Annotated in this window: 14 protein-coding genes; 13 read left to right on the top strand and 1 reads right to left on the bottom strand. The window is 45.5% G+C overall.

The features are described 5' to 3' along the window. The first annotated feature begins 94 nt into the window (after nt 1–94). Together M0C34_RS16990 and M0C34_RS16985 are read left to right on the top strand one after the other, a co-directional pair. Entirely contained in the window at nt 95–1,780 is a 1,686-nt protein-coding gene (locus M0C34_RS16990) for an ABC transporter permease (protein ID WP_248712862.1), read from the top strand. Nucleotides 1,781–1,787: 7 nt separating this feature from the next. Then, nucleotides 1,788–2,840: an ABC transporter ATP-binding protein gene (locus tag M0C34_RS16985; protein WP_248712861.1), complete on the top strand. Its 1,053-nt coding sequence runs from the start codon at nt 1,788–1,790 to the stop codon at nt 2,838–2,840. 24 nt (nt 2,841–2,864) lie between these two features. Here the strand turns inward: M0C34_RS16985 and argR are convergent, their stop codons facing one another. Further along, entirely contained in the window at nt 2,865–3,332 is a 468-nt protein-coding gene (gene argR, locus M0C34_RS16980; RefSeq protein ID WP_248712860.1) for a transcriptional regulator ArgR, read from the bottom strand. Nucleotides 3,333–3,581: 249 nt separating this feature from the next. Between argR and M0C34_RS16975 the strand changes: the two genes are divergently transcribed. The 11 genes from M0C34_RS16975 (at nt 3,582) to M0C34_RS16925 (ending at nt 14,224) form a co-directional block, all read left to right on the top strand. Beyond that, a complete protein-coding gene (locus M0C34_RS16975) occupies nt 3,582–4,226 on the top strand; it encodes a transporter substrate-binding domain-containing protein (RefSeq protein ID WP_248712859.1) in 645 nt (214 codons plus the stop codon). 184 nt (nt 4,227–4,410) lie between these two features. Next, nucleotides 4,411–5,340, top strand: coding sequence for a malate dehydrogenase (gene mdh / locus M0C34_RS16970; RefSeq protein ID WP_248712858.1), 930 nt, complete (start codon nt 4,411–4,413; stop codon nt 5,338–5,340). Nucleotides 5,341–5,473: 133 nt separating this feature from the next. After that, the gene (locus tag M0C34_RS16965; RefSeq protein WP_248712857.1) at nt 5,474–6,187 is read left to right on the top strand and encodes a tetratricopeptide repeat protein; all 714 of its coding nucleotides are present in this window, start codon (nt 5,474–5,476) and stop codon (nt 6,185–6,187) included. 78 nt (nt 6,188–6,265) lie between these two features. Then, on the top strand, nt 6,266–8,806 hold the full coding sequence (rnr, locus tag M0C34_RS16960) for a ribonuclease R (RefSeq protein ID WP_248712856.1): 2,541 nt from the start codon (nt 6,266–6,268) through the stop codon (nt 8,804–8,806). After that, a complete protein-coding gene (gene rlmB, locus M0C34_RS16955; RefSeq protein ID WP_248715656.1) occupies nt 8,800–9,537 on the top strand; it encodes a 23S rRNA (guanosine(2251)-2'-O)-methyltransferase RlmB in 738 nt (245 codons plus the stop codon). The genes rnr and rlmB overlap by 7 nt, the downstream gene beginning before the upstream one ends. Nucleotides 9,538–9,722: 185 nt before the next feature. Beyond that, a complete protein-coding gene (gene rpsF, locus M0C34_RS16950; protein WP_248712855.1) occupies nt 9,723–10,157 on the top strand; it encodes a 30S ribosomal protein S6 in 435 nt (144 codons plus the stop codon). Between the two features lie 5 nt (nt 10,158–10,162). Continuing rightward, entirely contained in the window at nt 10,163–10,477 is a 315-nt protein-coding gene (priB, locus tag M0C34_RS16945) for a primosomal replication protein N (protein WP_248712854.1), read from the top strand. Between the two features lie 4 nt (nt 10,478–10,481). Next, complete coding sequence (gene rpsR / locus M0C34_RS16940) at nt 10,482–10,709, top strand: 30S ribosomal protein S18 (protein ID WP_137673721.1); 228 nt, start codon at nt 10,482–10,484, stop codon at nt 10,707–10,709. 50 nt (nt 10,710–10,759) lie between these two features. Beyond that, the gene (gene rplI / locus M0C34_RS16935) at nt 10,760–11,212 is read left to right on the top strand and encodes a 50S ribosomal protein L9 (protein ID WP_248712853.1); all 453 of its coding nucleotides are present in this window, start codon (nt 10,760–10,762) and stop codon (nt 11,210–11,212) included. A gap of 148 nt (nt 11,213–11,360) precedes the next feature. Next, nucleotides 11,361–12,545 (top strand): ABC transporter substrate-binding protein, encoded by a 1,185-nt coding sequence (locus tag M0C34_RS16930; RefSeq protein ID WP_248712852.1) that lies wholly within the window; start codon nt 11,361–11,363, stop codon nt 12,543–12,545. A gap of 20 nt (nt 12,546–12,565) precedes the next feature. Continuing rightward, the gene (locus tag M0C34_RS16925) at nt 12,566–14,224 is read left to right on the top strand and encodes an ABC transporter permease (RefSeq protein ID WP_248712851.1); all 1,659 of its coding nucleotides are present in this window, start codon (nt 12,566–12,568) and stop codon (nt 14,222–14,224) included.

Genomic DNA, 14,224 nt, shown 5'->3' with positions numbered 1-14,224 from the left:
AGGTTGATAAACTTAGTTTATATTACCAAGCTTTATAAAGCTGACCTTGGGTCAGCTTTTTCTGTATTAACGACAGCCGGTCTGTTTGGAAACTATGAGTAAACCCTCTACACCCCATTCATTTGGATTGGTTACAGCTGCACCTCAATTTGACCGTTGGGTGTGGATAGCTGTAAGTATCGCTTTATTGGCCTTTGTTCCTGTTATCACTTTGGTCAAATTGTCTTGGGCGAATAACCTGGAAATTTGGCAGCATTTACTCGATACGGTGTTTTGGATTTACGTAAAAAATACGGTGTTGTTATGTATTGGGGTGGCGTTCTTTACGAGCCTAATCGGCACCGGCGCCGCGTGGTTGGTGACGCGTTTTGATTTTCCGCTTAAGTCGATGCTGGTCTGGGGCTTATTGTTACCTTTAGCCGTACCTAGCTACATCTTAGCTTTTGTTATTACCGATCAATTGGAGTATGCAGGCTTTGTACAAAAAAGCCTGAGGGCGTTATTTGGTTGGCAAACAGCTCGTGATTACTGGTTTCCTGAAATACGCTCTATTCAAGGGGCTATAGCGGTACTCAGCTTAGTATTATATCCCTACGTATACTTATTAGCGCGCGCCGCATTTGTAGAGCAGGCCGCACAACTTTTCGAAATGAGTCGCTGTTTAGGTAAAAGCCAAACGCAAAGTTTTTTCAACGTTGCCTTACCTTTAGCGCGACCCGCCATTGTTGTCGGGGTGACGCTGGCGTTAATGGAGACGATTAACGAATATGGCACCGTAGAATTTTTTGCGGTACCAACACTAACCGCTGGTATCTTTGACGTTTGGTTAAATATGAGCAGTCTCTCCGCTGCTGCGCAGATTGCAATGATGTTGGTGAGCTTTTCCATTTTGTTACTGGGCTTAGAGCGCTATAGCCGTAATGCCGGTAAGTTCTACAAGCTAACTGGCCAATCTCCAGCCATGTTTGCAGAGCCGCTAAAAGGAGCAAAAGCTTGGCTGGCAACGGGGTTATGTCTGTTGCCGATTGGTTTAGGTTTCTTATTACCGATTGCGGTGTTGAGCAATTACGCACTGCGTAATCTCGACTCTGGTTTAGAGCAATACATGAGTAGTGCTTGGAATAGCTTCTCGCTCGCGGCAATGGCAGCCATCGTTACCACGGTGTTAGGTTTATTGCTGGCTTATGGTGTGCGTCTATCGAAAAGCGCCAAGATGCGGAGCATCGCCGAGGCGGCGACCTTAGGTTACGCCATCCCTGGGGCGGTGTTGGCGGTAGGGATTCTTTACCCTTTAGGCTTGTTAGACAACGCCCTAGATCGTTTAATGACGGCGTGGTTTGATTATCCGCTTGGCTTGCTATTTACCGGTACTGGCGGGGCCTTAGTTCTGGCCTACTCGTTACGTTTTATTGCACTTAGTTATCGAACTCTGGATGCCAGTTTAAGTAAAATTACCCCAGAAATGGATGACGCTTCTCGAGTGCTGGGAGCGCAATCAGGTAGAACACTATGGCGTATTCATTTGCCATTGATTCGACCTAGTTTATTGACAGCGATGCTATTGGTGTTTGTTGATACCATGAAAGAATTGCCGATAACGCTTATTTTACGGCCATTTAACTTTAATACTTTATCCACTCAAGTGTGGGATCTTGCTTCGCTTGAACAATTGGAGCAAAGCTCATTAGCGGCTTTGACCATTTTGTTGGCGGGTATTATCCCGGTGATTATTATGAGCCGAAACATTGGTTCATCAGGCTCTGGCCGCAAAGGAAACTAAAACAACAATGAGTATTGTGTTACGTCAAGTTAATCACTTTTACGGTGAGCAACAAGCACTTAAAGACATTAATATTGAGGTTGAAGAAAACCAAATAGTCGCCTTGCTGGGGCCCTCTGGTTGCGGTAAAACCACCTTGTTACGTTTAATTGCAGGTTTAGAGCGTTTGCAAAGCGGTGAGTTGTATTTGCAAGAGGCATTAGTCGCTTCTCCTGCCACGGGGACCCACCTTCCGCCGGAACAGCGGGCTATCGGTATGATGTTTCAAGACTATGCATTGTTTCCACACATGAGTGTTAGGGCTAATATAGAGTATGGTTTGCGCAAGCAGCAAAATATTGCCCAGCGTCGCCAATGGATCGAAGACAGTATTGATAGTATGGGAATGCAAGGCCTACTAGAGCGTTATCCGCACACCTTATCTGGCGGTCAACAACAACGTGTAGCATTACTTCGCGCGTTAGCACCAGAACCTAATACCATGTTGTTAGACGAGCCATTTTCAGCGCTAGACGAACATTTGCGCCAACAGGTTAGAGAAGAAACCCTAGATATTCTTAAAAAAAGCAATACTCCAGCGGTAATGGTGACTCACGATCCCCTTGAAGCAATGTTCATTGCTGATCGCATTGTTGTTATGGAGCAAGGGCGTATTGTGCAAAATGCCTGCCCGCAAGATATTTATTTGCATCCGGAAAATGCTTTTGTTGCCGCTTTATTTGGCCCCAGTAATCGTTTTGTGGCGAAGGTTAAAGCAGGCAGCGTAATGACACCTTTGGGTGAGATTACGGTTAAGCATATTGCTGACGATCATCCGGTAGAAGTGATTATTCGTGCTAAGGATGTAGTGGTACATCAATTGGAGAACAGTGAACTTGTTGAAGCCACTGTAATATCGGTACATGCAATGGGCAATGAAACTCATTTTAGATTGCAGTTGGCCACGATGCCTGAGCGAGTTGTTCATGCGCGAATGCGGGATCACTGGCAAGCGATGTCTGGTACAAAAGTGTGGTTGTCAGTAGAAAAAGATGCGGCGTTTATTTTCCCCAAAAGCTAGCTTTTGAGGAAAACTTCAAACCGTTTACCCTATTTCAAATAGGTCTTTCACTGATTGAAATACGCTGGCGATATCAACTTGGCGAGTCGGGGTGATAAAAATGGTATCGTCGCCGGCAATGGTACCTAATATGCCCTCAGCCTTACCTAAAGAGTCAAGCAGCCTAGCAATAAGTTGGGCGGCGCCGGGGCTGGTATGAATAACGATTAAAGCATCATTAAAGTCCATTTCTAGGACTAAAATCTTTAGCTGACTAGAAACCGTCGGAACCCCTAGTTCAGCGGGTAAGCAATAAACCATTTCCATTTTGGCATTACGGGTGCGGACCGCGCCAAACTTACTCAGCATTCGTGAGACTTTTGACTGGTTTATATTTTCATAACCCTGATCTTGTAGGGCCGTTACAATTTCGGCTTGTGAGCCAAATCGCTCTTCTTTTAATAGTGATTTAAAGGCTTTTACTAATTGTTCTTGTTTGTCGCTATACTTCATCGGAGGTCCGAGCTTATAAGTCCGCGTTTATTGTCTCCAACTTTTTATGCTATATCAACTTTATTCTAGTTTTGTGCATATAAATGCATAGCTAAACACACTATTGGAGCGTGAGTTTTATCTATTAGTTGTTTGCATAGCTAAAGCTGCATTAAGATAGGGGCTACTCGCTATCATGTGTAAATGATTATGTGCTTAAAATCGCTATTATTTGTTCCGCTTTTTTTCGTTCAGCTTAGTTACGCGGCAGTGCAACCGCTACGCGTGGTCACTGAAGCCTCTTATCCGCCTTTTGAATCATTTGATGAACATAAGAGCATTGTCGGTTTCGATATTGAATTGGCGAAGGCGATTTGTCAGCAGATTAATCGCCAATGTGAATTTTATCACCAACCCTTTGACAGTCTGCTAAGCAGTATTGCTGCAGGGCATTACGATGTAGCCATCTCTGCTTTAGATATCACCGAACAGCGTAAACAGACGGTGAGTTTTAGCGATGCGTATTTTGTTAATACCGCTGTTTACTTAAGCACTGCAGGTGTTAATGTCACCGAGGGAGCGGCGGTAGCGGTGCAAAGCGGTTCGAGTTTTCAACGCTTTTTACGTAGCCAGCGGCCCGCGTTTTTATCCATTGCTTACCCCAGCTACCAGTTAGCTTTAAACGATTTGCAGCAAGCAAAAATCGATGCGGTATTTTTAGATTCTGCCGCCGCTCACTATTGGTTAGCCCAGCACCCGCAATTTGTCATTCAAACAGAAGAAAGCTACCCCGCGAGTGGTTTGGGTATGGCTGTATCACAGCAAAGTGTCGATCTGCTGAAGCAAATCAACCATGCGCTTAAAGTGTTAAAAAATAATGGTAACTACCAAACCATATACCAATCCTTTTTCTAGTGACAAACACTGTTAGACCAAGGTCTTAAGTGAGATTGTTAAAGTGTGATTAAGGCAGGCTTTTTCTGTTTTATAGTTGCTTTAAAAATGTTGCTAAATTGTATTTTGATGTGGATTCGGCTATCGTGTTTGCTGTCTGTAAAGACATCCCCTCTACAATTACAAAAAAGCATGGAGAAGTTGGATGAAAGTTGCCGTATTAGGTGCCGCTGGCGGAATTGGCCAAGCCCTTTCATTACTATTAAAAACCCAGTTACCTGCTGGTTCTGAACTTTCGCTTTATGACATCGCCCCAGTTACACCTGGTGTTGCTGTTGATTTGAGCCACATACCTACCCAGGTGGCTATAAAAGGATTTGCAGGCGAAGACCCAACACCAGCACTTGAAGGTGCTGATATCGTATTAATTTCTGCTGGGGTTGCTCGCAAACCTGGTATGGACCGCTCAGATTTGTTCAATATCAATGCAGGTATTGTTAAAAACCTGATTGAGAAAGTGGCAGTTACGAGCCCTAAAGCCTGCATCGGTATTATCACTAACCCGGTTAATACCACGGTACCAATTGCTGCTGAAGTGCTGAAAAAAGCCGGTGTTTATGACCCTGCAAAATTGTTTGGTGTAACTACACTTGATGTTATTCGTTCAGAAACCTTTATTGCTGAAGCAAAAGGTTTAAACCCTGCAGACATCAAGCTTAATGTTATCGGCGGGCACAGTGGCGTCACTATCTTGCCATTGTTATCGCAACTAGACGGTATTTCATTCACTGATGAAGAAATTGCCGCGATGACCACGCGTATTCAAAACGCTGGTACAGAGGTGGTTGAAGCTAAAGCGGGTGGCGGTAGCGCTACCTTATCTATGGGCCAAGCCGCTGCACGTTTTTGTTTGTCCTTAGTGAAAGCGGCTCAAGGCGAAGATGTGATTGAGTGCGCCTACGTAGATGGCGGTAGCGAACACGCTAAATTCTTCGCTCAACCGGTGCGTTTGGGCCCACAAGGCGTAGCTGAAATCTTACCTTACGGTGACATTAGCGCTTTTGAAAAAGCGGCTATTGACGGCATGTTAGATACCCTACATGGCGACATCGATAAGGGTGTCGAGTTTGTATAAACTCTCAGCCTAAACGATGATAAAGGAGTGCTTGCACTCCTTTTTTTATACCAGCAAAAGGGCCTTCAGCTTTTTGCCGAGGTGCCGATAGCTTAACTGTTAGCAGAACGCTGTTAAAAGATAGGAACGGCAAATGAATAAGCAATTAATTAGCTTTATGCTGGTCGCAGCATTAACCCTGCCCGTTATGGCAGAGTCCATTGATTCTCTGTCAGTGGATGATGAGCTCGATGCCGAGCAGCAAGCTGCTGTGCCAGTCGATCCAACAGAATATACTAGCCCCTCAGATATTGGTGCGGTGCAAATCTATAAACAAGCTGAGCTGATCTCATGGATTAACAATAACCAGCACTTGGCTCGAGTAAAAGCCGATGAATGCCAGTTGGTTGAAGATATTGGTGCTCGTGCAGAGAAAGTGGCTATACCGGCTTATCAATTTTTGTGGGGCGACATGTTAGCTTGGGGCGTTTGTGTTGACCCAAACCCTGAACTTGGCGTTATGTATATGTGGCGAGCGGCCAATCAAGGCTTAGCCGCGGCAATGGAGCAGCTAGGTCGCTATTACGCTACCGGTACGTTAGTACAGCAAGATTATGCCAAGGCAATTCCTTTACTGCGCGAAGCCGCTGGCCAAGGTTTTTTACCTGCACAGCTAAGATTGGTGGCCTTGTATGTTGAAGGCAAAGGCAGTCCTTATGATTACGAAGACGCCTATCGCTGGCTTCATCACTCGATCATTGCTGATAAAGCGGTGCACCGTGAAGCTAGTTTACTGCTGGCATCTTTAGCCAAGAAGATGCCCAATTATGTGGTTGATAAAGCTAAAGCAAGCAACCAACCCTACTAAAGGCCTGCCCAAAGCATTACCATAGGACTATTCTATAAAGGATAGTCCTTTATTTGTTTAATTTTGGCAGGTTAGTTAATGCAAAATCAGGCTGTGTCGGCCACCTTAAAATCGACCCTCTTGGCTGCTCTCAATGAAGAGATGGCGCCGGTGTCTAAAGATTGGTTACACGCTTTGTGTAGCCCTGAAGAAAGTGCGCAATTTGGGGCTACCTTAGCTCACTTACTTGAAGAGGGCCTCTTGGTAACCACCCGCATCGGCGCGTTTACCTTACCAGAACGACTAGGCTTAGTGACGGGGACTATTATTGGTCATAGAGACGGTTTTGGGTTTCTTAAAACCACTCAAGAAGGTAGCGATTTATTCCTACCCGCCAAAGAAATGCGCAAGGTCTTCCATAATGATTTTGTGTTGGCCGCTCCCTCGAGTATGGATAAGCGTGGTCGTAGAGAAGGACAAATTGTTAAGCTACTGAAACAGCGTAAAGTTGAATTGGTAGGGCGCTTTTTTGTTGAAGGTAACCACCGTTATGTGGTGCCTGATGATTCGCGTATTAACCAAGATATTTTAATTGCCAAAAGTGATACTGCTGGTGCTCGTCAAGGCCAAGTGGTAGTGGTTGAAGTCATTAGCCGACCCTCTGCGCCGAAATTGGCGGTGGGTAAAGTTATCGATATTCTTGGTGAGAAAATGGCGCCTGGCATGGAAGTGCAAGTGGCGCTGCGTAATCATGATATTCCCCATGAATGGCCAAAGGCTGTTAGCAAGTCCGTTAGCAAGCTTGAAGAAGAAGTCGACGAAGCCGCTAAACAACAGCGAGTAGATTTACGTGCTCTTCCATTGGTGACGATTGATGGCGAAGATGCGCGAGATTTTGATGACGCGGTCTACTGTGAAGCTAAAAAATCGGGAGGCTGGCGCTTATGGGTCGCCATTGCTGACGTGTCTTACTACGTCAGACCTGACTCTGCACTTGATAGAGAAGCCTTGCTGCGTGGTAACTCGGTCTATTTTCCTGACCAAGTCATTCCGATGTTGCCTGAACAGCTATCCAACGGATTGTGTTCGCTGAATCCACAGGTTGATCGTTTGTGCATGGTGGCAGAGATGACCATTTCCGCTGCGGGACGATTATCTGGCTATAAGTTTTATGAAGCAGTGATGCACTCTCATGCGCGTTTTACTTATAACAAAGTAGCTGCGATTTTAGAGGGTGATGAAGCCCTAATTGAACGTTATGCCCAGCAAGTGCCGCATCTAGAAGAGCTACACCGTTTATATAGCGCATTAAAAGTGAGTCGCGCGCAACGTGGTGGCATAGAGTTGGAAACCCAAGAAACCCGCTTTATTTTTAATGCACAGCGAAAAATTGAGCAAATTGTTCCGCTGACTCGTAATGATGCACATAAGATGATTGAAGAGTGCATGATTCAAGCAAACGTGGCGGCGGCAAAGTTTGTTGAGAAGCAGCAACAAGCCATTTTATACCGGGTTCACGATAAACCGGGTAAAGAGCGTTTAACTAATTTTAGAGGCTTTTTAAATGAACTTGGCCTACCGCTAGGTGGCGGGGACGAACCTCAACCTAGTGATTACTTTAAATTGGTTGCAGATATCCAACAGCGCCCTGATCTAGAACTTATTCAAACGATGTTGCTGCGCTCGATGATGCAGGCTGTTTATCAGCCCGATAATCTTGGGCATTTTGGTCTGGCACTAAAATCTTATGCGCATTTCACCTCACCAATTAGGCGTTATCCTGACTTATTGCTGCATCGAGTGATCAAGTATTTGGTCAACAAGCAAGATACCGAAGCGGCTGGTAACACCATTAGTAATAAGTGGACCCCCACTGGCGGATACAGCTACTCAGAAGATGAGATGGAAAAGTTTGGCGAAAACTGTTCAATGACCGAGCGACGTGCCGATGACGCCACACGAGAAGTGTCAGATAGTTTGAAATGTGAATATATGCTCGATCATGTGGGGATGGTTTATTCAGCGACCATTGCCGCGGTAACGGGTTTTGGCTTCTTTGCGCGTTTAGATGAGTTCCATATCGACGGCTTAGTACACATCAATTCTTTACGTGGCGATTATTATCATTATGATGCAGCACGCCAATTGTTAGTGGGAGAGAAAACCGCTAAACGTTTTCGCATTGGTGATGCGGTAATGGTGAAGGTAGCGTCAGTCAATATGGCGGACCGAAAAATGGAATTTATCTTGGTCAACAAAGACGGCCAAGAAGATGAGTTTGACCGGCCAAACCGCAGGGCTAAACCTAGCAATCCTCCTCGTGGTAAGCGTTTTGCCGCCAACCGAGAAGAAGACGCTAGCGGGAAGCCAGCAACGGCCAAGAAAAAGCCGCGCCATCGCGATACCAAAAATAAAGGTAAACGCCGCCAACCGAGTGCTGTTAGTGAGACCAATAAAGACTCTGGCACAGAAAATAAAGGGGGTTTTAGCCCTTGGCAGCAGCGTGACCCAAAAGCCAACAAAGCTAAAGGCAATAATGAGTCGGCTAGCCCTAAGCGTAAAAAACCGAAAAAGAAACGTAAGCAACGCCCTGGTAAACAAGAGCGCAGCGCCGCTAAACAACAGAAGAATCAATCATGAGCCAACAAGTAATTTATGGTTTGCACGCTGTGCAGGCTTTATTAGAACGAAGCCCAGAGCGAATTATCGAAGTATTTGCTTTAAAAGGTCGTCAAGATGAACGGCTACTTCCTTTGCTTAACGAGCTTCGTCGTTTAGGGGCATCGGTGCAGTTTATGCCACGTAAGGCCCTAGACGACAAAGCCGAAAGCACTCAACACCAAGGCATTGTGGCTCGGGTTAAAGCGGGGCGAGGGTATAACGAACACGATCTTAAGCAATTAGTTGAATCAACGACAGCACCGCTATTTTTGATATTAGACGGTGTCACCGATCCGCATAACTTAGGCGCTTGTTTACGTAATGCCGATGCTGCTGGAGTGGTGGGGGTGATTGTACCTAAAGATAACTCGGTGCAGTTAAATGCCACGGTTCGTAAGGTGGCCAGTGGCGCGGCTGAAACCGTCCCTCTAGTGGTGGTGACCAACCTCGCCAGAACGCTGCGAGAGTTGCAACAAATGGGCGTGTGGGTGGTTGGCACCGCTGGCGAGGCCGAACAGTTTATTTACGACACAAAGTTACAAGGCCCTATGGCTATTGTTATGGGTGCTGAAGGTACCGGTATGCGCCGCTTAACACGTGAAACCTGTGATGAGCTAATCAAGCTACCCATGCTAGGGGCTGTATCAAGTTTAAACGTCTCTGTCGCTGCGGGAATTTGTTTATTTGAAGCGGTTCGTCAGCGTCGCTAAGCCCCCACTTGTTTGCTGATTAAAAGCCACTGAATAGTTAATCTAGCAGTGGCTTTTATTTAGCTTGATTAAATTCTCACCTTCGCATAGAATCAGCGCCCCTAAAACAGTCATTTTACTTTTAGTTCCTTGCCTCTTCGGTTCGACTGTACCATGAACGAGGCTATAACCCGTAGGGAGCAATCATGCGTCATTACGAAATCGTATTCATGGTCCACCCAGACCAGAGCGAACAAGTTCCAGGTATGATCGAACGTTATTCTGCAGTTATCAATGATAACGGCGGAAACATCCATCGCTTGGAAGATTGGGGCCGCCGTCAATTGGCTTACCCAATTGAGAAGCTGCATAAAGCACACTATGTTCTTTTGAACATTGAAGCCAGCGCAGAAGTTGTCGATGAATTGGAAACTGCTTTCCGTTTCAACGATGCTGTTATCCGCAACATGATCATGCGCACTAAGTCTGCTGTTACAGAGATGTCTGCAATTGCTAAAGCTAGAGATGAGCGTCCAGCTCGTCGTGATGATGAGCGTCCAGCTCGTCGTGAAGAAGCTGAAACAGCAACTGAAGAAGCTCCAGCAGTAGAAGCTAAAGAAGAGTCAGCTAGCGAAGAATAAGACGCATGTCTGAAAATAGGTTGGTTTTGCAGGGGCGGGTATTACGCGCACCTAAACGCTCTACCAGTCCAGCCGGTGTTGCTCACTGCCAGTTTTGGTTAGAGCATCGTTCGCAGCAGCAAGAAGCTGGATTTTCGCGCCAAGCCTATTGTCAAATGGCAGTAGTTGCAAGTGGCGATATTTTGAAGCAAGATTCATCGCATATAAGTATGGGGTGTGAGGTAAAAGTAAGTGGCTTTTTAAGTAGCCACAAAGCGGCCAACGGTACATACCGATTGGTACTTCATGCTTCTGAAATTGATTTGTTATCACGAGGATAATGTTATGGCACGTTTTTTCCGTCGTCGTAAATTCTGCCGCTTTTCAGCGGAAGGTGTTGTAGAGATCGACTATAAAGATACTACAACATTGAAAAACTACATCACTGAAAGTGGTAAAATTGTACCTAGTCGTATTACTGGTACAAGCGCTAAATACCAACGTCAACTTGCACGCGCTATTAAACGTGCTCGTTACCTGGCTCTATTGCCATACACTGATTTACATAAGTAAATTCTTGTATGCGATTGGCCTAACTCAATCGAATATTTCGAGGAAAGGTAATGGAAATTATTTTATTAGATAAAATCGCTAACTTAGGCGGTTTGGGTGATCAAGTTAATGTTAAAGCAGGTTACGCACGTAACTTCTTGATCCCACAAGGTAAAGCTGTACCAGCAACTAAATCTAACGTAGAAGTTTTTGAAGCTCGTCGTTCAGAATTAGAAGCTAAGTTAGCTGAAACTTTGAAAGTATCTGAAGCTCGCGCTGAAAAACTAAACGCTCTAGAAGCGATTGTTATTGAAGCTAAAGCTGGTGAAGAAGGTAAACTATTTGGTTCTATCGGTACTCGCGACATCGCAGACGCTATTACAGCGGCTGGTGTTGAAGTAGTGAAATCAGAAGTTCGTCTTTCTAACGGTGTACTACGTAACACTGGTGAAGTTGAAATTGTTATTCAAGTTCATACAGACGTTAGCGCTACTGTTACTCTACAAGTTGTTGCTGCAGAATAAATTTCTGTTCAATTGCTTGATAAAACCGCGCCTCGGCGCGGTTTTTTTGTATATTAACTACTATTTTGGTTTATTGTGAAAGATAGTCAGCACTTATCCGGTTTTTGACTGTAGAAGATATTAGCGAAATATAACAAGGAGTGTGATCGTGCGTTTAATCATGGTACTGGTGATAACTTTATTCAGCCTATCATCGCTAGCTAAGAGTAGTTGGTCAGAAATAGCAGCACAGGCTAAGGGACAAACCGTTTATTTCAATGCTTGGGCTGGCGCTGATAATATTAATGCTTATATTCGTTGGGTTGCCGAACAGGTAAAGCAGCAATACGATATTGAATTAAGCCATGTGAAAATTACTGATACCGCTAATGTAGTTAGTCGAGTTTTAGCCGAAAAAGTGAGCGGAAGAAGCCAAGGTGGCAGTGTTGACTTGGTATGGGTCAACGGCGAAAACTTTCGTAGCTTAAAACAAGCAGGCTTATTATTCGGGCCATTTAGCCAACAGTTGCCGAATTTGGCATTGACCGACCAAACTAATCCCGCACTTCTCTATGACTTCACTCTTCCTGTGGAAGGTTTCGAATCGCCCTGGGGCGGAGCGCAACTCACCTTTTATTATGACAGTGAGCGCCTGAAGCAAGCGCCTAAGTCGATGGCTGATTTAGTTACTTATTTGAAGATTAACCCCGGGCTGTTCACTTACCCTGCGCCTCCTAGCTTTTACGGTTCAACCTTTATTAAACAGGCATTGTTGGAGACCATCGCTGATCCTGCTCAGTTATATCAGCCGGTAAATAAACAAACCTTTGATGATGTGACCGAAGACTTGTGGGCCTTATTGGACGAGCTGCATCCTTTGATGTGGCGTCGCGGTCAAAGCTTTCCAAGCGGCAGCGGACAAATACAACAACTGGTCAATGATGGTGAATTGAGTATTGGTTTTAGCTTCAACCCTAACGATCCTGCTGCGGGTATAGAACAAGGTTTATTACCTAACTCTATACGCAGTTATGTTCATGACAGTGGCACCATCGGTAATACTCACTTTGTTGCTATTCCTTTCAATAGTGACGCTAGCGCGGCGGCGATGGTTGTGGCGAACTTCTTGCTGTCTCCTGAAGCACAAGCTCGCAAAGCCGATTTAGATTATTGGGGTGACCCCAGCGTACTAGATCTCAGTAAGCTATCGGAACAACAGCAACAGTTTTTTGCTAAACAGCAGAGCAGCTTAGCAAGCTTAAGCGCCGAAGATAGAGCTAAAGTATTGGCTGAGCCCCACGCTAGTTGGGTGGGCTTATTGGAAGCCGAATGGTTGCGCCGCTATAGTCGATGAGTTTTTCGAGAAAAAAAACGATGGTAGTATTTCCACTGATAACCAGTGGATTGCTGCTGTTACCGTTAATTTTCGGCTTTATCGATACATTGTTACCGGCTTTTGGCTATTTTCCGTTAGCGGGACACCGCAGCTTTAGTTTCTCTGCATGGCAGAATTTGTTTGCCCAGCCTGCATTGTGGTCTGGCATTGCCTTAAGCTTGTTTAGTGGTTGGGCTGCAACCTTACTTTCCTTATTTAGCGCCTTTTGGATAGCAATGCACTGTTATCACAGCGCTTGGTGGCGGCTATTAGAAAAAAGCCTAGCGCCATTCTTAGCCATTCCTCATGCGGCAATGGCGATTGCCTTATTGTTTTTATTGGCGCCTAGCGGCTGGATTATGCGCTGGTTATCACCTTGGTTGACCGGCTTTGCTTATCCGCCAATGTGGACCACCACACAAGACAGTTGGGGGATTAGCCTTATTCTAGCGTTGTGGATAAAAGAGCTGCCATTTTTACTGCTGGTAGTGATGGGAGCCTGCTCACAGCTGCCAGTTAAATCGAGCTTAGCGATTGGTCAAAGTTTTGCCTACTCAGCAGCGCAAGTGTGGCGCAGCGTGCTGATCCCACAGTTGCTTAAAAGGATACGCTTGCCACTATTTGCAGTGTTAGTCTTCTCACTCACCGTGGTTGATGTGGCGCAAATTATCGGCCCCAGTCATCCGGCCACATTGGGTTTACTCGTGTGGCAGTGGTTTAGTGATAGCAATATAGAGATGCGTTTAACGGGCGCCGCTGGTGCTTTATTGTTGTTGGTGGTGGTGTTATTCAGTTTGGCTGGCGCTCTGCTATTGGAACAACTCTATCTTAGGTTGAATTTGCGACGGACTATGCAAGGCATTCGCCTTAAAGCATCGAGCGCGACACCTGCGCGGGTCTTCTTACTGATTACCGTGTTGATACTTGCCTTAAGTGTGCTGCTTATTGCTATTTGGTCTTTTGCGTGGCGCTGGCGCTTCCCTGAGGGGCTGCCGTCACAATGGAGCCTACATTATTGGCAGCAAGCAGAAACCTATCTCTACCAGCCTTTAAGCAGTAGTTTGTCTATCGCAATGTTATCTGCGGGGCTTAGCTTAATCTTGGTTGTAGGGTGTTTAGAATTTCAACACCAACGCCGACAACATTCAGGCTGGTGGTCGCTGGTGATGTACTTACCGTTATTGTTGCCACAAGTAGTGTTTTTGTTTGGTATGCAGGTGCAGCTATTTAAGTTCCACCTCGATGGTCTGTTTATTAGCGTGGTATGGGCACATTTGGTGTTTGTTTTACCCTATGTGTATTTATCGTTAGTCGATAATTATCAAAGCTATGATCAACGCTACGTGCAAGCGGCGGTGAGTTTGTCACAAAGCTATTGGCGTAGCTTTTGGCGGGTAAAAATCCCCATGCTAACTAAACCTTTACTGCTGGCTTTTGCGATAGGTTTTGCGGTAAGTATTGCCCAATATTTGCCGACTCTGTTTGTTGGTGGCGGGCGAATTAGCACCTTGACTACTGAAGCAGTGGCATTAGCGTCAGGGGGGGATCGCAGAGTGACTGCGGTCATGGTCATTTGGCAGATATTGTTGCCGCTAACGGTATATAGCTTTGCCATCATCTGGCCCAAATGGCGTTATCGTCATCATCGAGGAATGTAA

This window comes from Agarivorans sp. TSD2052, assembly GCF_023238625.1.
Taxonomy (GTDB): domain Bacteria; phylum Pseudomonadota; class Gammaproteobacteria; order Enterobacterales; family Celerinatantimonadaceae; genus Agarivorans.
Note: the sequence above shows the minus strand (reverse complement) of the source record. Positions and strands in the feature narration are given on the sequence as shown.

Excerpts from the sequence above, each read along its gene's own strand:
- M0C34_RS16990 (WP_248712862.1), top strand. The coding sequence starts at position 95 with ATGAGTAAACCCTCTACACCCCATTCATTTGGATTGGTTACAGCTGCA.
- M0C34_RS16985 (WP_248712861.1), top strand. The coding sequence starts at position 1,788 with ATGAGTATTGTGTTACGTCAAGTTAATCACTTTTACGGTGAGCAACAA.
- argR (WP_248712860.1), bottom strand. The coding sequence starts at position 3,332 with ATGAAGTATAGCGACAAACAAGAACAATTAGTAAAAGCCTTTAAATCA.
- mdh (WP_248712858.1), top strand. The coding sequence starts at position 4,411 with ATGAAAGTTGCCGTATTAGGTGCCGCTGGCGGAATTGGCCAAGCCCTT.
- M0C34_RS16965 (WP_248712857.1), top strand. The coding sequence starts at position 5,474 with ATGAATAAGCAATTAATTAGCTTTATGCTGGTCGCAGCATTAACCCTG.
- rnr (WP_248712856.1), top strand. The coding sequence starts at position 6,266 with ATGCAAAATCAGGCTGTGTCGGCCACCTTAAAATCGACCCTCTTGGCT.
- rpsF (WP_248712855.1), top strand. The coding sequence starts at position 9,723 with ATGCGTCATTACGAAATCGTATTCATGGTCCACCCAGACCAGAGCGAA.
- priB (WP_248712854.1), top strand. The coding sequence starts at position 10,163 with ATGTCTGAAAATAGGTTGGTTTTGCAGGGGCGGGTATTACGCGCACCT.
- rpsR (WP_137673721.1), top strand. The coding sequence starts at position 10,482 with ATGGCACGTTTTTTCCGTCGTCGTAAATTCTGCCGCTTTTCAGCGGAA.
- rplI (WP_248712853.1), top strand. The coding sequence starts at position 10,760 with ATGGAAATTATTTTATTAGATAAAATCGCTAACTTAGGCGGTTTGGGT.
- M0C34_RS16925 (WP_248712851.1), top strand. The coding sequence starts at position 12,566 with ATGGTAGTATTTCCACTGATAACCAGTGGATTGCTGCTGTTACCGTTA.